Origin of the sequence: Bacillus sp. FSL W7-1034, assembly GCF_038593365.1 — a bacterium.
GTDB classification, from domain to species: domain Bacteria; phylum Bacillota; class Bacilli; order Bacillales; family Bacillaceae; genus Bacillus; species Bacillus altitudinis.
Genome location: NZ_CP151989.1, coordinates 149,213 through 173,916, shown reverse-complemented (window position 1 = coordinate 173,916; position 24,704 = coordinate 149,213). Strand labels below are relative to the sequence as shown.

The 24,704-nt window shown below is 42.7% G+C and carries 27 protein-coding genes and 2 rRNA genes; 3 read left to right on the top strand and 26 right to left on the bottom strand.

Going from position 1 to position 24,704, the window contains the following annotated elements; all coding sequences use genetic code 11:
* Positions 1-39: 39 nt before the first annotated feature.
* Positions 40-2,970, bottom strand: a 23S ribosomal RNA gene (locus NST73_RS00980).
* Between the two features lie 182 nt (positions 2,971-3,152).
* Positions 3,153-4,701, bottom strand: a 16S ribosomal RNA gene (locus NST73_RS00975).
* The 16S and 23S rRNA genes sit together here, the layout of an rRNA operon.
* Before the next feature lie 375 nt (positions 4,702-5,076).
* On the opposite strand from NST73_RS00975, the gene pdaB reads away from it, so the two are divergent.
* The gene (gene pdaB, locus NST73_RS00970) at positions 5,077-5,841 is read left to right on the top strand and encodes a polysaccharide deacetylase family sporulation protein PdaB (protein ID WP_342499306.1); all 765 of its coding nucleotides are present in this window, start codon (positions 5,077-5,079) and stop codon (positions 5,839-5,841) included.
* On the opposite strand, the gene NST73_RS00965 is transcribed toward pdaB, so the two are convergent.
* The gene (locus tag NST73_RS00965; protein ID WP_008345196.1) at positions 5,834-6,436 is read right to left on the bottom strand and encodes a KinB-signaling pathway activation protein; all 603 of its coding nucleotides are present in this window, start codon (positions 6,434-6,436) and stop codon (positions 5,834-5,836) included. The genes pdaB and NST73_RS00965 overlap by 8 nt on opposite strands.
* A 90-nt stretch (positions 6,437-6,526) precedes the next feature.
* Here NST73_RS00965 and gerD point away from each other — a divergent pair, with 90 nt between their 5' ends.
* Entirely contained in the window at positions 6,527-7,105 is a 579-nt protein-coding gene (gene gerD, locus NST73_RS00960) for a spore germination lipoprotein GerD (RefSeq protein ID WP_007496366.1), read from the top strand.
* Between the two features lie 38 nt (positions 7,106-7,143).
* Here the strand turns inward: gerD and NST73_RS00955 are convergent, their stop codons facing one another.
* The 3 genes from NST73_RS00955 to NST73_RS00945 all read right to left on the bottom strand — a co-directional run bounded on the left by NST73_RS00955 (position 7,144) and on the right by NST73_RS00945 (position 9,521).
* Positions 7,144-8,202, bottom strand: coding sequence for an Mrp/NBP35 family ATP-binding protein (locus tag NST73_RS00955; protein ID WP_110487782.1), 1,059 nt, complete (start codon positions 8,200-8,202; stop codon positions 7,144-7,146).
* 103 nt (positions 8,203-8,305) lie between these two features.
* Positions 8,306-9,019, bottom strand: a complete 714-nt coding sequence (gene cwlD / locus NST73_RS00950; protein ID WP_017359175.1) for an N-acetylmuramoyl-L-alanine amidase CwlD — start codon at positions 9,017-9,019, stop codon at positions 8,306-8,308.
* Between the two features lie 58 nt (positions 9,020-9,077).
* The gene (locus tag NST73_RS00945; RefSeq protein WP_035389125.1) at positions 9,078-9,521 is read right to left on the bottom strand and encodes a YbaK family protein; all 444 of its coding nucleotides are present in this window, start codon (positions 9,519-9,521) and stop codon (positions 9,078-9,080) included.
* Between the two features lie 147 nt (positions 9,522-9,668).
* Here NST73_RS00945 and NST73_RS00940 point away from each other — a divergent pair, with 147 nt between their 5' ends.
* A complete protein-coding gene (locus NST73_RS00940) occupies positions 9,669-10,238 on the top strand; it encodes a DUF4825 domain-containing protein (RefSeq protein WP_178929445.1) in 570 nt (189 codons plus the stop codon).
* Between the two features lie 37 nt (positions 10,239-10,275).
* Here NST73_RS00940 and NST73_RS00935 read toward each other — a convergent pair whose 3' ends face one another.
* The 20 genes from NST73_RS00935 to NST73_RS00840 form a co-directional block, all read right to left on the bottom strand.
* Positions 10,276-11,274: a serine hydrolase gene (locus NST73_RS00935; RefSeq protein ID WP_342499305.1), complete on the bottom strand. Its 999-nt coding sequence runs from the start codon at positions 11,272-11,274 to the stop codon at positions 10,276-10,278.
* Between the two features lie 110 nt (positions 11,275-11,384).
* Entirely contained in the window at positions 11,385-11,858 is a 474-nt protein-coding gene (locus tag NST73_RS00930) for a GNAT family N-acetyltransferase (RefSeq protein WP_160758349.1), read from the bottom strand.
* Between the two features lie 36 nt (positions 11,859-11,894).
* Positions 11,895-12,641 carry an amidohydrolase family protein gene (locus tag NST73_RS00925; protein ID WP_342499304.1) on the bottom strand — a complete coding sequence of 249 codons (747 nt, stop codon included), beginning with the start codon at positions 12,639-12,641 and terminating at the stop codon, positions 11,895-11,897.
* A 97-nt stretch (positions 12,642-12,738) separates the two neighbouring features.
* Complete coding sequence (locus NST73_RS00920; RefSeq protein WP_138277953.1) at positions 12,739-13,263, bottom strand: GNAT family protein; 525 nt, start codon at positions 13,261-13,263, stop codon at positions 12,739-12,741.
* 313 nt (positions 13,264-13,576) lie between these two features.
* Positions 13,577-14,236 (bottom strand): HEPN domain-containing protein, encoded by a 660-nt coding sequence (locus NST73_RS00915; RefSeq protein WP_342499303.1) that lies wholly within the window; start codon positions 14,234-14,236, stop codon positions 13,577-13,579.
* Between the two features lie 4 nt (positions 14,237-14,240).
* Entirely contained in the window at positions 14,241-15,392 is a 1,152-nt protein-coding gene (locus tag NST73_RS00910) for a DUF262 domain-containing protein (protein ID WP_342499302.1), read from the bottom strand.
* A 465-nt stretch (positions 15,393-15,857) separates the two neighbouring features.
* Complete coding sequence (rpsI, locus tag NST73_RS00905; RefSeq protein WP_007496354.1) at positions 15,858-16,250, bottom strand: 30S ribosomal protein S9; 393 nt, start codon at positions 16,248-16,250, stop codon at positions 15,858-15,860.
* Between the two features lie 20 nt (positions 16,251-16,270).
* Positions 16,271-16,708, bottom strand: coding sequence for a 50S ribosomal protein L13 (gene rplM / locus NST73_RS00900; protein WP_003217042.1), 438 nt, complete (start codon positions 16,706-16,708; stop codon positions 16,271-16,273).
* Between the two features lie 164 nt (positions 16,709-16,872).
* Entirely contained in the window at positions 16,873-17,616 is a 744-nt protein-coding gene (gene truA / locus NST73_RS00895; protein ID WP_039169596.1) for a tRNA pseudouridine(38-40) synthase TruA, read from the bottom strand.
* A gap of 11 nt (positions 17,617-17,627) precedes the next feature.
* Complete coding sequence (locus tag NST73_RS00890) at positions 17,628-18,425, bottom strand: energy-coupling factor transporter transmembrane protein EcfT (RefSeq protein WP_008345215.1); 798 nt, start codon at positions 18,423-18,425, stop codon at positions 17,628-17,630.
* A complete protein-coding gene (locus tag NST73_RS00885; protein ID WP_342499301.1) occupies positions 18,422-19,291 on the bottom strand; it encodes an energy-coupling factor ABC transporter ATP-binding protein in 870 nt (289 codons plus the stop codon). The genes NST73_RS00890 and NST73_RS00885 overlap by 4 nt, the downstream gene beginning before the upstream one ends.
* Positions 19,267-20,109 (bottom strand): energy-coupling factor ABC transporter ATP-binding protein, encoded by an 843-nt coding sequence (locus NST73_RS00880; RefSeq protein ID WP_008345218.1) that lies wholly within the window; start codon positions 20,107-20,109, stop codon positions 19,267-19,269. The genes NST73_RS00885 and NST73_RS00880 overlap by 25 nt, the downstream gene beginning before the upstream one ends.
* Positions 20,110-20,233: 124 nt before the next feature.
* Entirely contained in the window at positions 20,234-20,596 is a 363-nt protein-coding gene (rplQ, locus tag NST73_RS00875) for a 50S ribosomal protein L17 (RefSeq protein WP_003216944.1), read from the bottom strand.
* Between the two features lie 75 nt (positions 20,597-20,671).
* The gene (locus tag NST73_RS00870; protein ID WP_003217009.1) at positions 20,672-21,616 is read right to left on the bottom strand and encodes a DNA-directed RNA polymerase subunit alpha; all 945 of its coding nucleotides are present in this window, start codon (positions 21,614-21,616) and stop codon (positions 20,672-20,674) included.
* Positions 21,617-21,791: 175 nt separating this feature from the next.
* Positions 21,792-22,187: a 30S ribosomal protein S11 gene (gene rpsK / locus NST73_RS00865; RefSeq protein ID WP_003217231.1), complete on the bottom strand. Its 396-nt coding sequence runs from the start codon at positions 22,185-22,187 to the stop codon at positions 21,792-21,794.
* 20 nt (positions 22,188-22,207) lie between these two features.
* Positions 22,208-22,573, bottom strand: a complete 366-nt coding sequence (rpsM, locus tag NST73_RS00860) for a 30S ribosomal protein S13 (protein WP_003217023.1) — start codon at positions 22,571-22,573, stop codon at positions 22,208-22,210.
* 21 nt (positions 22,574-22,594) lie between these two features.
* Positions 22,595-22,708, bottom strand: a complete 114-nt coding sequence (rpmJ, locus tag NST73_RS00855) for a 50S ribosomal protein L36 (protein ID WP_003156543.1) — start codon at positions 22,706-22,708, stop codon at positions 22,595-22,597.
* Between the two features lie 31 nt (positions 22,709-22,739).
* A complete protein-coding gene (gene infA / locus NST73_RS00850; RefSeq protein ID WP_003217190.1) occupies positions 22,740-22,958 on the bottom strand; it encodes a translation initiation factor IF-1 in 219 nt (72 codons plus the stop codon).
* 310 nt (positions 22,959-23,268) lie between these two features.
* Positions 23,269-24,015, bottom strand: coding sequence for a type I methionyl aminopeptidase (gene map, locus NST73_RS00845; protein WP_007496338.1), 747 nt, complete (start codon positions 24,013-24,015; stop codon positions 23,269-23,271).
* On the bottom strand, positions 24,012-24,665 hold the full coding sequence (locus NST73_RS00840; protein ID WP_096880898.1) for an adenylate kinase: 654 nt from the start codon (positions 24,663-24,665) through the stop codon (positions 24,012-24,014). The genes map and NST73_RS00840 overlap by 4 nt, the downstream gene beginning before the upstream one ends.
* Between the last annotated feature and the right edge of the window lie 39 nt (positions 24,666-24,704).

The window sequence follows — 24,704 nt, the reverse complement described above, 5'->3', positions numbered from 1 at the left end:
CAAAACTAGATAACAATGTTCATTTTTCACATTAGAATATAGGTTAAGTCCTCGATCTATTAGTATCTGTCAGCTCCACGTGTCACCACGCTTCCACCTCAGACCTATCAACCTGATCATCTTTCAGGGATCTTACTTCCTTGCGGAATGGGAAATCTCATCTTGAGGGGGGCTTCATGCTTAGATGCTTTCAGCACTTATCCCGTCCGCACATAGCTACCCAGCGATGCCCTTGGCAGAACAACTGGTACACCAGCGGTGCGTCCATCCCGGTCCTCTCGTACTAAGGACAGCTCCTCTCAAATTTCCTGCGCCCGCGACGGATAGGGACCGAACTGTCTCACGACGTTCTGAACCCAGCTCGCGTACCGCTTTAATGGGCGAACAGCCCAACCCTTGGGACCGACTACAGCCCCAGGATGCGATGAGCCGACATCGAGGTGCCAAACCTCCCCGTCGATGTGGACTCTTGGGGGAGATAAGCCTGTTATCCCCGGGGTAGCTTTTATCCGTTGAGCGATGGCCCTTCCATGCGGAACCACCGGATCACTAAGCCCGACTTTCGTCCCTGCTCGACTTGTAGGTCTCGCAGTCAAGCTCCCTTGTGCCTTTACACTCTGCGAATGATTTCCAACCATTCTGAGGGAACCTTTGGGCGCCTCCGTTACATTTTAGGAGGCGACCGCCCCAGTCAAACTGCCCACCTGACACTGTCTCCCTGCCCGATAAGGGCAGCGGGTTAGAAGGTCAATACAGCCAGGGTAGTATCCCACCGATGCCTCCACCGAAGCTAGCGCTCCGGTTTCCAAGGCTCCTACCTATCCTGTACAAGCTGTACCAACATTCAATATCAGGCTGCAGTAAAGCTCCACGGGGTCTTTCCGTCCTGTCGCGGGTAACCTGCATCTTCACAGGTACTATAATTTCACCGAGTCTCTCGTTGAGACAGTGCCCAGATCGTTGCGCCTTTCGTGCGGGTCGGAACTTACCCGACAAGGAATTTCGCTACCTTAGGACCGTTATAGTTACGGCCGCCGTTTACTGGGGCTTCAATTCGCACCTTCGCTTACGCTAAGCGCTCCTCTTAACCTTCCAGCACCGGGCAGGCGTCAGCCCCTATACTTCGCCTTACGGCTTCGCAGAGACCTGTGTTTTTGCTAAACAGTCGCCTGGGCCTATTCACTGCGGCTTCTCGGGGCTTTAACACCCTAAGAAGCACCCCTTCTCCCGAAGTTACGGGGTCATTTTGCCGAGTTCCTTAACGAGAGTTCTCTCGATCACCTTAGGATTCTCTCCTCGCCTACCTGTGTCGGTTTGCGGTACGGGCACCTCTCACCTCGCTAGAGGCTTTTCTTGGCAGTGTGGAATCAGGAACTTCGCTACTAAATTTCGCTCGCCATCACAGCTCAGCCTTCACGGGAAACGGATTTGCCTATTTCCCAGCCTAACTGCTTGGACGCGGATATCCAATACCGCGCTTACCCTATCCTCCTGCGTCCCCCCATTGCTCAAATGGTGAGGAGGTGGTACAGGAATATCAACCTGTTGTCCATCGCCTACGCCTTTCGGCCTCGGCTTAGGTCCCGACTAACCCTGAGCGGACGAGCCTTCCTCAGGAAACCTTAGGCATTCGGTGGACGGGATTCTCACCCGTCTTTCGCTACTCATACCGGCATTCTCACTTCTAAGCGCTCCACCAGTCCTTCCGGTCTGACTTCACTGCACTTAGAACGCTCTCCTACCACTGTTCGTAAGAACAGTCCGCAGCTTCGGTGATACGTTTAGCCCCGGTACATTTTCGGCGCAGAGTCACTCGACCAGTGAGCTATTACGCACTCTTTAAATGGTGGCTGCTTCTAAGCCAACATCCTGGTTGTCTAAGCAACTCCACATCCTTTTCCACTTAACGTATACTTTGGGACCTTAGCTGGCGGTCTGGGCTGTTTCCCTTTCGACTACGGATCTTATCACTCGCAGTCTGACTCCCAAGGATAAGTCATCGGCATTCGGAGTTTGACTGAATTCGGTAACCCGGTAGGGGCCCCTAGTCCAATCAGTGCTCTACCTCCGAGACTCTTACCTTGAGGCTAGCCCTAAAGCTATTTCGGAGAGAACCAGCTATCTCCAGGTTCGATTGGCATTTCACCCCTACCCACACCTCATCCCCGCACTTTTCAACGTGCGTGGGTTCGGGCCTCCATTCAGTGTTACCTGAACTTCACCCTGGACATGGGTAGATCACCTGGTTTCGGGTCTACGACCACGTACTCATGCGCCCTATTCAGACTCGCTTTCGCTGCGGCTCCGCATCTTCTGCTTAACCTTGCACGGGATCGTAACTCGCCGGTTCATTCTACAAAAGGCACGCCATCACCCGTTAACGGGCTCTGACTACTTGTAGGCACACGGTTTCAGGATCTATTTCACTCCCCTTCCGGGGTGCTTTTCACCTTTCCCTCACGGTACTGGTTCACTATCGGTCACTAGGGAGTATTTAGCCTTGGGAGATGGTCCTCCCGGATTCCGACGGAATTTCACGTGTTCCGCCGTACTCAGGATCCACTCTGGAGAGAACAACATTTCAGTTACAGGGCTGTTACCTTCTTTGGCGGGCCTTTCCAGACCTCTTCGCTTATATCGTTCCTTTGTAACTCCGTATAGAGTGTCCTACAACCCCAAGAGGCAAGCCTCTTGGTTTGGGCTGTTCCCGTTTCGCTCGCCGCTACTCAGGGAATCGCATTTGCTTTCTCTTCCTCCGGGTACTTAGATGTTTCAGTTCCCCGGGTATGCCTTCTCATACTCTATGTATTCAAGTATGGATACTACTCCATTACGAGCAGTGGGTTTCCCCATTCGGAAATCTCCGGATCAAAGCTTGCTTACAGCTCCCCGAAGCATATCGGTGTTCGTCCCGTCCTTCATCGGCTCCTAGTGCCAAGGCATCCACCGTGCGCCCTTTCTAACTTAACCATTTCTTACTTTAGAAAGAATCACTATGTGTGATGAACTTTGCATTGCATTCAATGTGAATGTATTACTTATTGTTATCTAGTTTTCAAAGAACAATCCTGTCTCGCTAGAGACATGTTTGAAGGAATGATCCTTCAAAACTAAACAAGACGAAAAACGTACGCTGCTCCATATATCCTTAGAAAGGAGGTGATCCAGCCGCACCTTCCGATACGGCTACCTTGTTACGACTTCACCCCAATCATCTGCCCCACCTTCGGCGGCTGGCTCCATAAAGGTTACCTCACCGACTTCGGGTGTTGCAAACTCTCGTGGTGTGACGGGCGGTGTGTACAAGGCCCGGGAACGTATTCACCGCGGCATGCTGATCCGCGATTACTAGCGATTCCAGCTTCACGCAGTCGAGTTGCAGACTGCGATCCGAACTGAGAACAGATTTGTGGGATTGGCTAAACCTTGCGGTCTCGCAGCCCTTTGTTCTGTCCATTGTAGCACGTGTGTAGCCCAGGTCATAAGGGGCATGATGATTTGACGTCATCCCCACCTTCCTCCGGTTTGTCACCGGCAGTCACCTTAGAGTGCCCAACTAAATGCTGGCAACTAAGATCAAGGGTTGCGCTCGTTGCGGGACTTAACCCAACATCTCACGACACGAGCTGACGACAACCATGCACCACCTGTCACTCTGTCCCCGAAGGGAAAGCCCTATCTCTAGGGTTGTCAGAGGATGTCAAGACCTGGTAAGGTTCTTCGCGTTGCTTCGAATTAAACCACATGCTCCACCGCTTGTGCGGGCCCCCGTCAATTCCTTTGAGTTTCAGTCTTGCGACCGTACTCCCCAGGCGGAGTGCTTAATGCGTTAGCTGCAGCACTAAGGGGCGGAAACCCCCTAACACTTAGCACTCATCGTTTACGGCGTGGACTACCAGGGTATCTAATCCTGTTCGCTCCCCACGCTTTCGCTCCTCAGCGTCAGTTACAGACCAGAGAGTCGCCTTCGCCACTGGTGTTCCTCCACATCTCTACGCATTTCACCGCTACACGTGGAATTCCACTCTCCTCTTCTGCACTCAAGTTTCCCAGTTTCCAATGACCCTCCCCGGTTGAGCCGGGGGCTTTCACATCAGACTTAAGAAACCGCCTGCGAGCCCTTTACGCCCAATAATTCCGGACAACGCTTGCCACCTACGTATTACCGCGGCTGCTGGCACGTAGTTAGCCGTGGCTTTCTGGTTAGGTACCGTCAAGGTGCAAGCAGTTACTCTTGCACTTGTTCTTCCCTAACAACAGAGCTTTACGATCCGAAAACCTTCATCACTCACGCGGCGTTGCTCCGTCAGACTTTCGTCCATTGCGGAAGATTCCCTACTGCTGCCTCCCGTAGGAGTCTGGGCCGTGTCTCAGTCCCAGTGTGGCCGATCACCCTCTCAGGTCGGCTACGCATCGTCGCCTTGGTGAGCCGTTACCTCACCAACTAGCTAATGCGCCGCGGGTCCATCTGTAAGTGACAGCCGAAACCGTCTTTCATCCTTGAACCATGCGGTTCAAGGAACTATCCGGTATTAGCTCCGGTTTCCCGGAGTTATCCCAGTCTTACAGGCAGGTTACCCACGTGTTACTCACCCGTCCGCCGCTAACATCCGGGAGCAAGCTCCCTTCTGTCCGCTCGACTTGCATGTATTAGGCACGCCGCCAGCGTTCGTCCTGAGCCAGGATCAAACTCTCCGAAAAAGTACAAAACCGAAGTTTTGTTTTTCGTCAGTGTTTGACTGACTACCTATGATGTATCATAGGATTTTTTATAAAAACTCGAATTAACAGGTACGTTTTGTCTTGTTTAGTTTTCAAAGATCATCTTCGCCGTTCTTAGCGGCTTTAATAATATAACATTTCGCTTCATCTTATGTCAATAACTTTTTTCAAGTTTATTTCCCGAAGCGTTTGTGTTTGTCACTGTGTGTCAGCGACGATTAATAATATATCACGAAAACATTCTGTTGGTCAACGCCTTTTCAGAACTTTTTTAAAATAGTTTTATCGTGCATGTTAAACCCTTGTCCTGCATACAATCAAGTAACAATCTTGGACAAGGCAGGAGTGTTTGAATTGAGTCGATTATATGTGTTGCCTATTAAACGGCTGAAGCAAGTAGTCATTATTCTTGTAGCAGCCCTTGCAGCTGCAACCTTTTTTTATGTACAAAAGGCACCGCCGCTGTCGGTATTTAAAACAGAACAAGGACCCCGAGCAATTTATAAAGGAGAGACCTCATCAAAACACGCATCCCTTACGTTTAATATTGGCTGGGGAGACGAGAAGGCTGTTCCTATTTTAAATGTCCTCCGCGAGTACGATATAAAGAACGCCACTTTCTTTCTGTCTGCTTCTTGGGCTGAGCGTCACCCGGATATTGTGAAAAGGATTAAAGATGACGGCCATCAAATCGGCAGCCTTGGCTATGCATATAAAAATTATAGCCAGCTGGAAGAAAACGAAATTAAGCGAGATCTTGTCCGTGCACAAAATACATTCCAAAAGCTTGGACTGGAAGACATTCAATTATTAAGACCGCCAACTGGGCAATTTAATGAAACGGTATTGAAAATTGCAACACAGTATGGTTATACCGTTGTCCATTACAGCATCAATTCTCAAGATTGGCTGAACCCGGGCGTCGACCAGATTGTTCATAATGTAAATGATCGAATGAAAAGCGGAGACATCATTCTCCTTCACGCCTCAGATTCAGCCACCCAAACCGCTCAAGCCTTACCAGCCATTTTAAAACACTTAAAAGACAAGAATTTAAGAAACGTCACGGTTGGCGAGCTTATCTCTAATACAAAAACAAAGTCAACTGAGGTTAAGTAGCTTTTGCTTTTGAAAACCGCGGCATAGCTAATAACTGAAACGCATTACAACCTAATAGCGGGAATAGCATTAAATATAGCCAGTCCTCTTCATTGACTCTAAGCGCCGGAAACCATTCTAACGACGTGATGACGACCATGAGAAACATTGCAGAAATAAATGTTTTCTTAGAGGACTGCTGCTGTTTAAAATAAGACACGATCAATGCAAACACACCGATAAAAACAGGCAGCCACAAGTATGGAAGAAATGATTCATTCTCCCCGAAAAACAAAAACCGCAAATAAGCTAAATCAAACAGCACGAAAATCACAAGGAATAACTGAATGGTATTCCATAAAGAATGCGACCTGAAAATCTCCAGCGCAAACCGGTGCACTGTCAAAAAGACAACAAACCCCATCTGACTGATTACACTAAAGATCATCCCCACACCAATAAACCAAAATAACACAGACGCAATCTCTAAAATCTCAAACGATACAAACAGCTTCTGATATTTCCCCCACTCCAGCGCAAAACCTACCACGCTTGTAATGACCGCTCCAACAGCCAGCACAGAGAAGAAAAAACGAACTAAATCCCGACTTTTCATTGAAATGACCCAACCCCTATTTTTGTTATGTATAAATTCATGTGAAACATTCATATTAAAAGTAAGACATGTAACGAAAGGAGCCACAGTATGTCAAAAGGCATCTTGCGTATAATGAGCTGTTTTCTTCTTTTATCTCTAACAGCTTGTGCTCCCAAAACCCAATCCTCATCTAATATGGACTATGACGAAACGAAAAAAATGGTCGTCGATATTTTGAAAACAGATGACGGTAAAAAGGCCATTCAACAGTTATTAAATGACGAGGCAATGAATGAAGCTTTGGTAATGGATGAACAAACTGTGAAAAAAACAATAGAGAAAACACTGACTTCTGATAAAGGCAAAGAGTTCTGGAAGAAGGTCTTTGAGGATTCTAAATTTGCCGAGACTTTCGCAAAATCCATGCAGCAACAGCATGAAAAGATGTTAAAACAATTGATGAAGGACCCTGACTATCAACAAATGATGATGGATATTCTCAAGGATCCTGAAATGGAAAAGAAATACGGTGAACTGGTCAAAAGCAAAGAGTTCCGAAAGCACTTAGAGAAAGTTATTACAGAAACATTAAGCAGCCCTCTCTATAAGAAGAAATTCGAAGATGAGCTAAAAAAAGCAGTCTCTGAAAGCAGCAATGATTCCGGTTCACAAGGAAGCGGCAGTTAAACATCACCCGAGTGGCACAAGGTCCACTCGGGCTTTCATTATGCTTTCACTGTTAATTGTTCAATGACTTTATTGGCAATGTGTTGATACACTTCCCCTGTCGGATGACTCGCATCATAGACAGAAGGTGCAAAATCGTCCTCATTCCAATCAGGCTGTCTTAAAGGGATTTGACCAAGAACTGATACACGCAGCTCCTCCGCCAGCTTGTCCCCGCCGCCCTTTCCAAAGACATATTCCTTCTCACCTGTTTTTTTGCTTTCATAGTAACTCATATTCTCAACGACCCCTAGCACCTCGTGATCTGTTTGCAGTGCCATTGCGCCTGCTCTAGCAGCAACGAAAGCCGCTGTTGGATGCGGTGTCGTCACAATGATTTCTTTACAGCTCGGAAGCATCGTATGAATATCAAGTGCCACATCACCTGTTCCAGGCGGAAGGTCTAATAGTAAGTAATCTAATTCTCCCCACTCTACTTCGTGGAAGAAGTTATTTAGCATTTTACCAAGCATCGGTCCTCTCCAAATGACCGGTGCGTTTTCTTCAACAAAAAAGCCCATTGAAATCACTTTGACGCCAAAGCGTTCCACAGGAATAATTTTTTCCCCTTTAACTGTCGGTCTGACGGTGATTCCCATCATATCCGGTACGCTAAAGCCGTAAATATCAGCATCGATCAGTCCCACTTTTTTCCCTAGACGAGCCAGTGCCACAGCCAGGTTAACGGAAACAGTTGATTTCCCAACGCCGCCCTTTCCACTCGCAATCGCTAAGAACACAGGTGGATTTTTAGAGTTGAGCAGGTTTTCTTCCTCATCTTGTGACGGCATAAACCTTTCAAGCGTTTCTTGAGGCAGTTCTTCAAAACGAAGTCCTACAGTGTTCGCGCCCGCTGCTTTTAAAGCTTGTACGATGTCTTGCTGCAGCTTCATCTGCTCAGCAGTGCCTGTTTTGGCAATCGCCACTTTTAAGCTCACATGCTCTTTTTCAGGTTTTAGGCTGATTTCCTTGATGGCATCCAGCTCACCGAGCGGTATATGAAGGAAAGGTTCGTCCATCTTCCCAACTAGTTTTCTCACATCATCTTGTCCGATCATAGCAGAACCTCACCCTTTATTGAATTCGTTTACAATCCAAGTATATCATACATATCCTTACAATGTCTGTCCTCTTTGCCTGCGATAAACAGGAAAAAGCCCCTTATTCAGGCGGCTCTTTTTGCTCTGTTAAATATCTTAAAATGCCTTTATAAATCGAAGCAGCAATTTGATCCTGATATTTAGGAGTCGCCAGCTGACCAGCCTCTTTTGGATTCGATAAAAATCCGATTTCGACAAGCGCTCCTGGCTTCGTGACATTTTGCATTAAATAAATCCCGTTGATTCGCTTCGCCTTGCGATCTGTGTTTTCAAGGTTGTTGCGCAATTCATCTTGAATGAACTTCGCTGCTTTTTCATTCTCTTCATACTTTCCGTAAAAGAACGTCTGTGCCCCGCTCCATTTGTTCGATGGGATCGCATTTAAATGAATGCTTAAATAGAGATCCGCTTCAGATTCATTGATGACTTTCACACGGTTTCTCAAATCCTCCGCTTTCTTTCGGGCATAACCCTTTGTATTCTTTGATGATAAATCAGAGTCATCTTCCCGGGTCATGAGAACAAGTGCTCCCTGCTCCTGCAAATAGTCTCTTATCTTCATGGACACATCCAGTGCAATCTCTTTTTCGAGCAACTCGCCGCCAACAGCACCGCCATCTGGACCGCCGTGACCCGGATCTAAATAGATGATCTTGCCGCTCAAAGGCAAGTTCCACGATTTCCACGAATCATCATTTAGAAACTGAAATCTGAATAAGAATAAGAGGACAATAAACCCGATTAAAAACCCTGTCCATTTCAGCTTTCTTTTCATCCCTGTCCCTCCCATACACCATTATTTTATAGATATGGGACAAGGGCTTGAAATATGCTTAGTGCAGTCGAAGCTTATGCCTTTTTTCTGATTCCCGAAAGCCTTCCTGCCACCACTTACTTAAAAATTCCTTCGCAAATGGATACAGACACGACATCTTACGCTCCATTCGGAACATATTCCCCCACGATTGCAAACACCCTGCTAGCTCCTCAACCAGCTCATCTTCTTCATGAACTGACCGCTTTTTTATATCATCGAAGGATTCACCATACTTACTCGACTCACCGTATCTCCCACCTGCTAAAAAAGCCTCAATGGCGAAATCAATACAGCCATCACTCATAATCCCAGCTGGATCATCTGCAAATGGGAACAACTTCCTCGTGAATTTCTCGGAAGCGACCGTCACCTGTTGAAGAGACAATGTACGCAACAGTTTCTTTTCAAGCGTGACATCTCGCTTTGTTTTCAATTGATAAAATGAAAGAACTTCTGCCATGGACTGAACTCCTTTTTTCTTTGTATTGTTCGTTGGTTTGAACAAAACATGCAGTTCAGTAAATGGAAATCATGAAATAAGTGGTGGAAATGGGACCTTATGATAAAATGAATTTTTATATAGAAAAAAGATAAAGGGGCAAAGTAAATGAAAAAGTGGATGTATATCCTACTACTAATGACAGTCATTCTATCCGCTTGCAGTAGTCAAGCCAGTGAGAAAGAAAGCGACATGAAAGGAATAGAAGACATTTCCTTAAAACAGCTTTCTAAGCACAAAAATTCTTATATTGGAGACAATGGAGCAGTCGGCGCTATTTTATCAGATCTTCCAGGTAACGTGATTCGCGAGTATGAAATCGTAGATGAAAAAGCGCTAAAAGTGACATACGGCGTGAAAGAAAATACCAATGATACAGAAGAACAGTTTGATTCATTTTGGTTTGATAAGAAGGATACCATTGAAAAAAACTACTTATATAATGCATTGGCACTTTTTATTCTTATCGATAACGTGGAGCAAGTGATACTCAAGATGAACGCTAAAGACGAGCCATCCGTCACGTTTAAAAGACAACAGCTAGAAAAAAAGCTGCCTCACTCTTTTAAAGTGTACAAAGACGATACAGCGCTTTGGCAAAAGGAACTGGTTGATGGAGTTGTGAAGTCAAAAGATAAACGTCAAGATGTATACAAAGCGTTTCCCATCAAGAAATAATAAAAACAGAGGGGCGTCACCCTCTGTTTTTTGATAATTATGTAGTAAAAGCTTGAATCAATCGTTGTCGAAAGTTTTGATCTGCTACTACTGTAAGTATAAATTCATCGAACACTTCCCCCATCCAGTGAGAATTCTCCGCTTTCAGGTCATTGATGAATAGAGAAATCGATATAGTTGATGTATCCGTTTTTCGATATAAGGCAGCAGTGACAACAAACAACGTCGATCCACCTTTATACCAAATATATTGATCTGTTTCCGTCTTCAATATTTCTCCCAGCACAATTTGGCTAAAAAGACGCTTTTCTTCTGTTGTTAACAGCTCATCCTGTAGACGTTTCATAAAATGTGCATATTGATTCGTTGTAGACCTTGTCATCTTTTGCGTCAGTAAAGATTGAATACGCAAGCTTAACAAGTTCTTTTTCATCAATTTTTCTTCTAACGCCTTTTTATGCTCCGGGTCATTTTTCATGATATGAAAAATCTCAATCATCAGAGATTTGTATTGTTCATCAGTTACATCGCTTATTTGCTTTAATGCATCCTGCTCATGATCAGATACATAGGCTGGCCACAACACCTTGGGTGTCAGCGGCATGAGTTCATCATGTTCTGTAAGACCTGCTTGTTTCATCTGATTATTGATCTTCTCTAAGCCCAGCAGGTCAATCAAATAATCAGTACAAGCATTCGAACTGAATTGCATCATCCCTTTGGCCACATCTAATAAAGTTGCATGCTCAGAAAAATCATTGACCTCCAGCCAGTATGTGTGAGCACCGCCATCGGTTCTATCAATATAAAACCGCTCTATATCAGACAATGTCACTTTTTCATCTAACTTGATTTCATCGCTGGATACAGCTTTAACAAAATGAAACAAAACCATTAATTTCATCGTACTTGCAAGTGGTGTTTTTTGATCACCATTCCAATCTAATACCACATCTTCATTTTCAATAATTGTTACTGATACGTCCTTTTTGTTTTTCGTGACAAATGCCAAAAGATCCTCTTTTGTTTTCTTCAAATGTTTCTCCTTTCCAAACCACTATAGATTCTCGTCTCCAATATAACAAATATTTGAAACAAAGGAACAAAAAAGCAAAGGACTGTGAATACCTTTGCTTCTTGGTGTGTTTATTTACGAAGAAGATGCAGTTTCATCCCATCATGTGTAGCTTCAAATCCCAACTTTTCGTAAAGACGGCGTGCTTCTGGCCTCTGTTTGTCTGTTGTCAGCTGAATCATATGACACCCGCGGTCACTTGCGCGTTGAATAGCCCGTTTGATCAACAATGTGCCAATTCCTCTTCCTCTATGAGTCGAGGCTGTACGAACTCCTTCTATTGAAGCTCTCCATCCTCCTTGATACGTTAGAAATGGGGTCATTGTTAATTGGAGAACACCGACTACCTCGTCCCGATCACAAGCGACGATTAGTTCAATATTGGGATCCGCTTCGATCGAATGAAAGGCATTGAGGTAGCTTTCTAATAATGGACGAGTGTAGCGTTCTCTCTTTTGGCCTAATTTATCATCTGAAAGCATCAAAACGATGTTGTCGAGGTCTCCTTGGACGGCTTCCCTAAATGTCAATTGATTCAGATTCAATGAACACACCTCCTATCACGGAATGGAAGCCTTTATTCATTTGCCAAAATACCAATTGATAGCGTTCTCATATAAAATTTTATCCACCGCTTCCTCATCAAACATCTGTTGAATCAATTTAACATCACCGTATTCAAATGGCCGTTTCGCCCTTGTAGAGGGCAGGTCTGTACCAAACATCAGTGCATCAGGATTCGTTTGATAAATAGACGTCAATGCCTGTTCAACATGTAAATCTACACGTCCAAAGCCAGTCGCTTTCACACGAACCCCTTTATCAACCAGCTTGAGCAAATGCGGCAAGCCTTCTTCAGATAAGCCTAGATGATCAATGGAAACGGCCGGCAGCTGTTCAAGCGTTGATGAGATGTCAGGGAGATGCTTAGCGTCTATGTAAATCTCACTATGCCACCCAGCCAGCTCATACACCCTTCTCGCAAAATAGTCGAGCTTTGAAATATCCTCCGAACCGCCCCGCTTCACATTAAAACGTAAAGCCTTTACCCCTTGTTGATTCAATTGAACAATCTCAGCATCGGCTGCGGTAAAAGGTAATTGTGTCACACCGCAAAAAGCCGGTCCCATTTCATCTAGTGCTTTCAACAAATAACCTTGATCAAAGCCCTGAAATGACCCTGATACAATCGCTCCACCTACAATCCCTAAATCAGCTGTCTCTCTCCTATAATCATTCACCACATAACTCGGCGGTGTATATCCTTGGTTTTCTTGAATAGGAAAATCAAAATCAATGATATGAAAATGTGCATCAAAGATCCTCATGCCCGCGCCCCTCTTCTGCTTATTTGACCTGATTATATCAATTAAAAAAGCCAGAGAATATTCGGGATGATGAATCACTTCATATTATGAAAACTTATTAACCCTTCTTTACAAACCATTCCTCTTGTAAGATGGCATAATAAAACTCATCCCACCACTCATTTCCTTGTGGTATACATTTTTTAAAATAGCCCTCTCTCCTCATCCCCATTTTCTCCATCACTCTCCATGACGGCACATTTTCAGGCTGACAAGTGGCAATGATTCGATGTAAATTCATTGTGTGAAAACCATGATGTAGGACAGCAAAAGCAGCTTCTGATGCATAGCCTTTGTTTTGATATGCAGAATTGAAGACCCAGCCAATTTCATATGTGTGCTCACCAAAGTAAGGATGAAACACGATATGCCCGATGCATGTATGATCTTCTTTTAATAGAACAGCAAAATTCTTGCCCGTCTCAAGACGATTATTTTTGACAAATTGCTGCGCCTCTTCTTTAGAAAAAACACCTTCTGGCATATACCTCATCACCACCGGATCAGATGTATATGCATAGACATCCTGCCAATCAACCTCAATAAACGGTCGAATGAGACATCTTTCTGTTGTTAGATTCATAAATGCCATCCCCCTTTAACATCATTTTTCAAACAAAAACCTGACTATGATCCTATTTTATATGTTTCCAGACAGAAAAAAACACAAATAAAAAAAGCACCAGCAGGATGCTGATGCTTTTTACAAAGGTTTGTCTGTAACAAACCTTTGTAAATGAATTAAAGAGCTCTAATACGTTATTAAGAGGTTATTTCTTTCAATACCAGAGGCAACAATGATAAATAAAAAAATTTTAGGATGCCTTTAACATGATTTAGTTTTACCCTTTAATTTTTCTAAACAAAGCAATCACAATTCAATTTTATACAGACGATTATTCATTTTGAGGAAATTTCCCTAAAAGCTCATCTGAATACCAATTAAGATAATAAACTACACTTTTTAACGCTTGAATTAAGTCATTATGCCCTTTTGTACTGGTTTCTAATCCATGTGCAATTTTATTTCTTGTTTCAATTAAATCATTGATTATTGTAATGCTTCTTTGAAGTTCTGAATCCTGATTATCAATACTTAATGAAAAAGTATCTTTTATTTGTTTATGTTTGATATTCGTCATATGTTTATTAAGTATTTTATTATCAATAATCTCCCCTAGATAATATTGTATATTTTGTCTATCATTTAAAGAATTAGAAAACCTCTTTCTAAAAATTTCTTTTACTGCAACGTCGTATGTAGAATTTAGTAATAGTAAACCATATGTACTTGTCAGGCCATATATTGATTGAGCCCTTTCACCACTAGTCATTCTTAATAAGCTCTCATAATAATCTATAACCCTACCAAAAGAATCATAGGTAACATCTTCTACTAGTCCGTTTAGAAAAGAAATTTCCTTTTTTAGGTCCTCAATTTTTTCAGTTATTTCGTCTATTACAGAATCTCGAACTACTTTATCGGTTCTAGTTGATTCAGTGGATTCTCCTTGTACTTCCTGAATTTCTACCTTATCCATAATTTCAGTATCCATTAAATTATTCTCCACTGAAGAAAACCTCTTTTATAGCACTTATTCTATAGTTAATATTTTCAAGACGATTCGTTTGAGCAGAAATGGACTCTACAAATTTCGGGTCATTAAATAAAGAAAAATGTTTTTCTAAATCAAATTTAGTACTAATAAAATTTATTTTATCTAAACATATCATTATACTTTCAAATAATGGGATGTTGAATTTTTTACCTTTTAAATGATTTTGTAAACCCTCTAAATCTAATATTTCTTCTGTCGGTCTTCTAAAAAGATAACCAACAGGAACTTTTATTTGTGATTGTAGCCAATCTAATTTATTTTCAAGTTCTTGAAATTTTTCAATAACTAAAGTAAGATCAGTTTTTTGCATACCCGACATGTATCTATTGATTTCCTTTTTATAAGAGATATCACTATCCAATTCATTATTATCAATTAAAGACTGTATTGTAAAGTACCTTGCAATAATTTCTTGATCATTCAATCTTTTATCTTTCTTTAGCTCTTCAGTTTCATTTACAAATACAGCTTTGTATGCAGCTAACCAAATAGGTTTTTCTACAAAAGAATTTAGTTCTTTAATAAATTCTCCAAAATATATTGCCCTTCTGATTTCTTGACTATTAAGCTGGATACTTCCCGTATTAATTCTTTCGAATAAACTATATAAAGCTATATTCTTATCTACTTCATCAGAAAGTATTTGAAAAACTGAAGCTCTTATATTAGTATTTCTTAATCGACGTTGCGATTCCTCATCTATTTCCCTATAAAATCTCCCTCTCCATTTAGGATTAATATCATCTCGCTTTATAATTTTTAATTCGTTATTTAAAAATTCTACTAAAGTATTGATTCTCTGTTGTCCATCAATTATCATCATTTGACCTGCTTCCAAATCTGTGAAGAACATTCCTGGAATAGGATATCCTAATAAAATTGATTCAATAAATCGAGACTTCCTTTTATTATCCCAAACCAATTCTCGTTGGAATTGCGGAACAACTAACTCTTTTTCTTCCCTTAACATTTTTAATTCACGTACAGAGAAGTCAACACCTCTTGTAACAACTTTTATCTCTTCTACATATTCTATTTGTTCATTTTCATATTCGACTGAATTATTTTCAAAATTAAATAAATCGTCCACCATGCCACTCCTTCACCGATTATTCCGATAACGAATCAATTATACCATTTTAATACAAAATTGTATTAAAGAGAAATAATTTCATATACCGTGATTTATTTGTAAAACCAATTTCATTATGAAAGTAGAGTTATCAAAAATATTAAAAACAATCATTTATAAAATTCAGATTCCCAAAAGAGTTGAGAAATATTCTTATTTCCTCTCTTCTTAAAAGTTAATTCAGCTTCTTTAAAATCTTAATCATGTACCGCAATAATTTGAACCTATTCTGACAATAGAACATTTTTAAGTACTTATTAGCGGTCAAAGTAAAATTAAAGTAACAATTTCAAAACTCTACAAGAGAAAAGATTCTAACATCTTTCGAGAATTTCATTGGTTTCCATAATTAATCTGGTTTAAAACTAAAAAAGCCCTCTCCCACAAAAAGGGGAAAAGGCTTGAAAACACATATAATCATCAAGATTAACGCTTCGAGAACTGAGGAGCTCTACGTGCGCCTTTAAGACCGTATTTCTTACGCTCTTTCATACGAGAGTCACGAGTAAGAAGTCCAGCACGTTTAAGTGGTGTACGGTACTCAGGATCTACTTCTAGAAGAGCACGAGAGATACCGTGACGAATTGCTCCAGCTTGACCAGAGAATCCACCACCGTGAACATTTACAAGAACATCGTAGCTGTTAGCTGTTTCTGTGATGTTCAAAGGCTGTTTCACGTCTTCGATTAAAGCAGCGAATGGAATGTATTCAGTAATTTCACGATTATTAACGACGATACGGCCTTCACCTGGAACTAAGCGAACGCGCGCTACAGAACTTTTACGACGACCTGTACCGTAATATTGAACCTGTGCCAAATTGTTAACCTCCCTTATAATTAACCGCGAAGTTCGTAAACTTCAGGTTGTTGTGCTTGATGTGGATGCTCAGAACCACGGTACACATTTAATTTTTTGAACATTTGACGACCTAGTGGACCCTTTGGAAGCATACCTTTGATAGCAAGCTCCAACATTTTTTCAGGGTAGTTTGTACGCATCTCAAGAGCAGTTCTTTGTTTCAAACCACCTGGGTGCATCGTATGACGGTAGTAAATTTTGTCCGTCAATTTCTTACCAGTTAATTCGATTTTCTCAGCATTGATGATGATCACGTGATCACCTGTATCAACGTGTGGTGTATAAGTTGGTTTGTGCTTACCGCGCAAAAGTGATGCTACTTCAGTAGAAAGACGACCTAGAGTCTTGCCTGCCGCATCAACCACTAGCCATTTGCGCTCAATTGTGCTTGCGTTCGCCATTGGTGTTGTACGCATGAGTTTCCCTCCTAAATAAATCAATGAATTTTCCTGAATCAAATGCTACGTTCTATTTCAAAACACAGATAAGTCTTCCGGGGCTTATTTGTGGGGTTGAAATACATACCATATGATATCTTATAACTTTCTGCTTCCTGTGTCAAGAACATGTTACACCTGGTTTAGTTGTCATAGAAAACTTCCCATAAATACAGTCCGTGACTGGGCGCAGTCTTGCCTGCCGCTTCGCGATTTCGGGCGGCAAGCATGGCTTTTATCTCCTCAGGGTGAAATTTACCAGAACCAATTTCAAGTAACGTGCCGGCTATAATTCGCACCATGTTATATAAAAAACCATTCCCTCTCACACGCATTTCAAGCCCGTCTGAGACGTTTTTCCACTCAAGGGTGTAAATCTCCCTCACCTTGTCTTGAACCTCTGTATTGGCCGCACAAAAGCTTGTGAAATCGTGTATGCCAATGAGGTGTCCAGCAGCTTCTCTCATTTTGTCTGCATCCAGCCGGTAAGGAAAGTGGCAGGCATACTGTCTCGTGAACACATTTTGGTGCGTTTCCGTTGAGACCTTATAACGGTACTCCTTCGAAACGACACTAAAACGTGCATGAAACGATTCATCCACTTCCTCAGCCTTTAGAACCCTGATGTCATCAGGCAGGAGGCTATTGAGGGCAAAAGGCCATCTTTCCATCGGGATGGCAAGCGGGGTGTCAAAATGGATGACCTGCCCCTTTGCGTGAACGCCACTGTCTGTCCGGCCAGAAGCCACAATCGGAATCAGTTCATCTTGTTTATGCATTCTAGCAAGAGCAGATTCAATCTCCGTTTGTACAGTACGCTGTCCTGGTTGCACTTGATACCCTTTAAAATGTGTCCCATCGTATGATACGGTACATTTTACTTTCATCTAGGCATCACCTAATTTCTAAGCAGCACAAGGAGTGCTGTTAACAGGATGAATAGAAGCAGCGTGAACGTGTCTTTCATTCCCCAGACAAGCTGACGGTATTTCGTACGCCCTTCTCCCCCGCGGTAGCCTCTCGCTTCCATAGCGGTCGCCAATTCCTCCGCACGCTTAAACGCACTGACGAAAAGCGGGACAAGCAACGGAACAATCGCTTTTAAACGATCTTTCACGGGTCCGCTTGTAAAATCAACACCTCTTGCCATTTGGGCTTTCATGATTTTGTCTGTTTCTTCGAGTAAAGTAGGAATAAATCGAAGAGAAATTGACATCATAAGAGCAAGTTCATGAACAGGTAGCTTGATTTTACGGAAAGGATGCAACAGCTTCTCCATACCGTCTGTTACTTCAATAGGCGTTGTGGTCAACGTCAGAAGTGTTGTCATCATGATGAGATAGACAAAACGGAGTGAAATGAAAATCCCCTGTTTTAGACCTTCTTCATAAATATTCAGAAAACCAAAGTGAAAGAGCAAAGCGCCATCCTTTGTCATGAAGATATGCAGAATAAAGGTAAACAGAACAATCCAAAGGATGGGTTTCATTCCTTTGAGAATAAAGTACAGCGGCACCTGAGACACCATCACCACAAGGATCGTAAAGACCCCTAAAAGCCCGTAAGTGATATAGTTATTCGCAAAAAAGACAATAAAGACAAAAAAGAAAATTGATAACAGCTTTGTCCTTGGATCAAGACGATGGACAAAGGATGTACCTGGCACATATTTGCCGATAATCATACTATCCATCATGTCGTCGTGTCCTCCTGATATAAAGCTGTTAACGCTTCTGCCATTTCATCCATGGTCAGAAGCGGTCTTGGAAACGTCATCCCCAGCTTTTCTTCGACAGCCTGCTGGAATTTGATCGTTTCCGGGAGGTCCAGTCCGAAAGAAGACATGTCGGTACGATTGGCAAATAGCTCCCTCGGCGTACCTGTCGCCTTTACTGTTCCTTTATGCATCACAATCATTTGATCCGCATAATGAGCGGCATCTTCCATACTGTGTGTCACAAGGATCGTCGTCAGGTTGGCTTTTTGATGAAGCTCATAGAACATGTCCATGATTTCTTTACGTCCGCGTGGATCTAATCCCGCAGTCGGCTCATCAAGCACAAGCACTTCTGGCTCCATCGCTAGAACACCTGCAATCGCCACACGTCTCATTTGACCACCGCTTAATTCAAAGGGTGATCGAGATAACAAGGATTCAGGAAGGCCTACAAGCTTCAGCATTTCTTTAGCCTTGGCTTCTGCCTTTTCTTTTGGAACACCGAAATTCATCGGACCAAAGCAGATATCCTTCAGAATGGTCTCCTCAAAGAGCTGATGTTCAGGAAACTGAAACACGATGCCGACCTTTTTTCGAAGGGGTTTCATATCCTTCTGCTTTTTATTGGCTTTTAAGACCGTATCTCCAAGCGCAATGCTCCCTTTTGTTGGTTTGAGCAGTCCATTTAAGTGCTGCAGCAATGTCGACTTGCCAGAACCCGTATGACCGATGACAGCCACATAGCTGCCTTCTTTGATGGAAGCATTGACATCATACAAAGCGAGACGCTCAAACGGCGTTTTCATTTGATAACGATGCTCTAATTCTTTGATCGTAATGTCCATAGCTCTTTCACCAATCCTTCTTGTGTCAAATGGGCATTTGCAAGCGGCACACCTTGCTGCTTCAATTGCTTACTCAACCGGTAGGAAAATGGCAGATCAAGTCCAATCTGAACCAGCTGTTCATCTAGTTCAAATACTTCCTCTGGTGTTCCCTCGGCAAATTTCTTCCCACCATTCATCACAATAACGCGGTCTGCCTTCGCAGCCTCGTCTAAATCATGTGTGATGGAAATGACCGTGACCGTTCCTTGTTCCTTCAGCAGTCTGACGGTTTCTAACACTTCTTCACGGCCAATCGGATCAAGCATTGATGTTGCTTCATCCAAGATCATGATGTCAGGGCTTGCGGCAAGTACACCTGCGATTGCTACTCTCTGCTTTTGCCCGCCTGATAGATGGTGCGGCTCTTGATCAAGAAACTCCTGCATATTGACCTGTTTGACAGCCCAATCTACACGCTCTATCATCAATTCCCGCTCAACCCCGTTATTTTCTAAACCAAAAGCCACATCATCACGAACCGTTGAGCCAACGAATTGGTTGTCTGGGTTTTGAAAGACCATGCCGACCTTTTTGCGAATATCCCAAACACTTTCTTCTTTCAGCTCAATCTCACCAACCTTGACCGTTCCTGCATCCGGTAAAATGAGCCCATTCAGTACACGGGCAAGTGTGGATTTACCTGAACCGTTGTGGCCAACAATGGCAAGCCATTCATTTTGATTCACATGCAATGACACTTGGTCTAAAGCGGGCTTGTCCGCATCTTTGTGATAACGAAATACAATGTCTTTTACGTCAATTAATGTCTTCTCCATCTCTACCGGACCTCCTCTCAGCTCAACCTCTACTTTGCCTATTGCTAAAAAGCCGTAGTATCTAAAAAAGGGCATAGATCCAGTTATGAACTGTCCCGCCCTTTCTTAGATACACGATATGTGATTAAACTAATTCAATGACAGCCATTGGTGCGCCATCGCCGCGACGAGGTCCAAGCTTCATGATACGAGTGTATCCACCTTGGCGATCTTCGTAGCGAGTTGCAACGTCAGCGAATAATTTTTGAAGTGCATCTTGGTTTGTTTCAGCGTTAGCTACTTCGTTACGAATGTAAGCTGCAGCTTGACGGCGAGCATGAAGATCTCCGCGTTTGCCAAGAGTGATCATTTTTTCAACTACAGAGCGAAGTTCTTTCGCACGTGTTTCAGTTGTTTCGATGCGTTCGTTGATGATCAAATCAGTCGTTAGGTCACGAAGCATTGCTTTACGTTGTGCACTAGTGCGTCCTAGCTTTCTGTATGCCATGTGATGTCCCCTCCTTAATTAGAGATGCTGTATGAATAAAAAACACACGAAAATCCTAGTTCACAATGAAACTAGTCAATCGTCTTTACGAAGACCCAGTCCAAGTTCTTCTAGTTTCGCTTTCACTTCTTCAAGAGATTTACGTCCAAGGTTACGAACTTTCATCATATCCTCTTCTGTCTTGTTAGCAAGCTCTTGAACAGTGTTAATACCCGCACGCTTCAAACAGTTGTAAGAACGAACAGAAAGATCAAGCTCTTCAATTGTCATTTCAAGCACTTTTTCTTTTTGGTCTTCTTCTTTTTCAACCATGATTTCTGCATGCTGAGCTTCGTCAGTTAACCCAACGAAAATATTTAGGTGTTCAGTTAAAATCTTAGAACCTAGAGCGATCGCTTCTTTCGGTCCTGTGCTTCCATCAGTCCATACATCTAGTGTTAATTTATCATAGTTTGTGATTTGCCCAACACGGGTGTTCTCCACTTGATAAGTTACACGAGATACAGGTGTATAGATTGAGTCGATCGGAATCACGCCGATAGGCTGATCGTCTCTTTTGTTTGCATCAGCAGGATTATACCCGCGACCTCTTTGTGCAGTCAAACGAACACGGAAGCTCGCATTTTTGCCAAGAGTTGCGATGTGGAGATCTGGATTTAAGATTTCAATATCGCTGTCGTGTGTAATATCAGCAGCTGTTACAGTTCCTTCATCTTGTACATCAATTTCAAGCGTCTTCTCTTCTTCAGAGTAGATTTTGAGTGCAAGCTTTTTAATGTTTAAGATAATCGTTGTAACATCTTCAACCACGCCTTCGATCGTTGAGAATTCGTGTAAGACACCATCTATCTGGATCGATGTTACAGCTGCACCAGGAAGTGAGGATAAAAGGATACGACGAAGGGAGTTCCCTAAAGTGGTACCATATCCACGCTCAAGTGGCTCTACGACAAACTTGCCATACTTGGCATCGTCGCTGATTTCAACCGTTTCGATTTTTGGTTTTTCAATTTCGATCATCTAATAAAACCCTCCTTCAAAACGTCGAAACCTCGAATAGAATCATATGAGATTCCATCCGAAATTCCTCATTGTTTAGTCCCGTATGTGCTCAGGCAACGAGTCGTGTATTCGTCTCATAAATAACTGTATCATAACCCATTATTGACAGGGACACAAAATCTATACAAACAAATTACACGCGGCGACGTTTTGGTGGACGGCATCCGTTATGAGGAACTGGAGTTACGTCTCTGATTGCAGTAACTTCAAGACCTGCAGCTTGAAGCGCACGAATTGCAGCTTCACGACCAGAACCAGGACCTTTAACAGTTACTTCAAGTGTTTTAAGACCATGTTCGATAGAACCTTTAGCAGCAGTTTCAGCAGCCATTTGTGCAGCGAAAGGAGTAGATTTACGAGAACCTCTGAATCCTAATGCACCAGCACTTGACCAAGAAATTGCGTTTCCATGAACATCAGTAATCGTTACAATCGTGTTGTTGAAAGTGGAACGGATATGAGCGATTCCAGCTTCAATATTCTTTTTCACGCGACGTTTACGCGTATTTTGTTTACGAGCAGCAGCCATTCTTTAACTACCTCCTTTACTTATTTTTTCTTGTTAGCTACAGTACGACGCGGACCTTTACGAGTACGCGCGTTGTTTTTTGTGTTTTGTCCACGAACAGGAAGTCCTCTACGATGACGGATTCCGCGGTAGCTTCCGATTTCAATTAGACGTTTAATGTTAAGTGAAACTTCACGACGAAGGTCACCTTCTACTTTAAGTTTGTCAATGATATCACGGATTTTACCTAGTTCGTCTTCAGTTAGATCGCGAACGCGAGTGTCTTCAGAAACACCTGCTTCTTTAAGGACTTGTTGAGCCGTCGTACGACCAATTCCAAAAACATATGTTAAAGAAATGACAACACGCTTATCACGTGGAATATCTACACCAGCAATACGAGCCATGATTTGGGCACCTCCTTGTTATTAGCCTTGTTTTTGTTTATGTTTTGGGTTTTCACAGATCACCATTACTTTTCCTTTTCTGCGAATCACTTTACATTTTTCACAGATAGGTTTAACAGATGGTCTCACTTTCATGTGTTTCCAACCTCCTTCTTCCGGAGTTGCTTTATTTGTAACGGTACGTAATTCTACCACGAGTTAAGTCATATGGAGATAATTCTACCGTAACTTTGTCTCCAGGTAAAATGCGAATGAAGTGCATACGGATTTTTCCTGATACATGAGCCAAAACTGTATGACCATTCTCTAGTTCAACTTTGAACATTGCATTTGGCAAAGTTTCTGCTACAGTACCTTCCACTTCAATTACATCGTCTTTCGCCATTCAAGTGTTCTCCCTTCTTCAAATCAGTAACTTGCTCTCTGATAAATGTCCAAATGAGATGTTCTCAATTGTCCATCTATCACCCGACCTGTTTTGAATATACTGTTCTGAACTTCCGGAGATACGCAATCATAAAAGGTTAAATGATTGATATTTTTTCTTAGGAGAATGAATTTACGCTTTTCTCCGTCTGCGATTAGTACATGGCAGCCATCGAACACGCCGATGACAACTGTATACTGATCTTGTTCTTTCCTTGGACTATACAGACAACCTGCCCGATTTGGGCCTGAAAGGCTTCAGTGAAGACCTAAATCTTAGTCAGTATATCAAAACCTGTATCTGTAATCGCAATCGTATGCTCAAAGTGAGCACACTTTTTCCCATCAACCGTTACAACCGTCCAGTTATCAGCCAGTGTTTTCACATATCGGCTGCCTGCGTTCACCATCGGTTCGATGGCCAACACCATTCCAGGTTTGAGCCGTGGGCCTTTGTTCGGCGGACCATAATGAGGAATTTGAGGGTCCTCATGAAGATCCTGTCCGACCCCATGTCCAACATATTCTCTAACAACTGAGAAATTCTCACCTTCAACATACGTTTGTATGGCATGGGAAATGTTTGACAGACGTTCACCTGGCTTTGCTTCCTGTAAGCCCTTATATAGAGATTCCTCTGTGACTTCCAGTAGTTTGCGGTCCTCATCACTGATTACCCCAACTGGATAAGTCCAAGCAGAGTCACCATGATAGCCATTTAACTTTGCGCCGATATCGATACTAATGATGTCTCCATCACGTAAAACCCGTTTACCAGGAATACCGTGAACGAGTTCTTCATTCACCGAAACGCAAATGCTCCCGCGAAAACCATTATACCCTTTAAAAGATGGGATTGCACCCTGCTTTGTAATAAAACGTTCGGCAATTTGATCCAATTCTTTTGTCGAAATACCTGGTTTTATATGTTTCTTCAGCTCTTCATGAGTCAGTGCGACAATGCGTCCAGCTTCTCTCATAATCTCAAGCTCGCGAGGAGTTTTACAGATAATCATTTATTTAATCCCCCAAGCAGGTCCTTGATATCAGCGTAAACATCGTTAATGTGCTTCGCACCATCAATGTTTGCAAGATATCCTTTTTCTGAATAGAAGTTCAGTAAAGGTTCAGTCTGCTTTAAGTTCACTTCAAGTCTTGTCGAAACGGTTTCTGCATTATCATCTGCACGTTGATAAAGCTCGCCTCCACACTTGTCACAAACATTTTCTTTCGCAGGTGGATTGAATACTAAATGATATGTTGCTCCGCAATCTTTGCAAATTCTTCGGCCAGTCAGACGCTCCATCAAAGCATCTTTATCGACTTTAATATTAATGACATAATCAATCGTTCTGCCAAGGTCCTTTAGAATGTCTTCTAAAGCTTCAGCCTGAGCGACTGTTCGCGGAAATCCGTCCAGAAGAAAACCTTGTTCACAATCATTCTTGCCAAGTCTTTCTCTAACAATACCGATTGTGACCTCATCAGGAACAAGCTCTCCTTTATCGATAAAGGATTTTGCTTCGAGTCCAAGTTGTGTCTCCTCTTTCATAGCAGCACGGAACATATCTCCTGTTGAGATATGAGGGATCCCATATTCATCAACAATTCGTTCTGCCTGAGTGCCTTTACCAGCACCCGGAAGCCCCATTAAGACTAAGTTCATTTCGGATTTCCCCTTCCTTACTTAGAGAGGTTGGGCAGG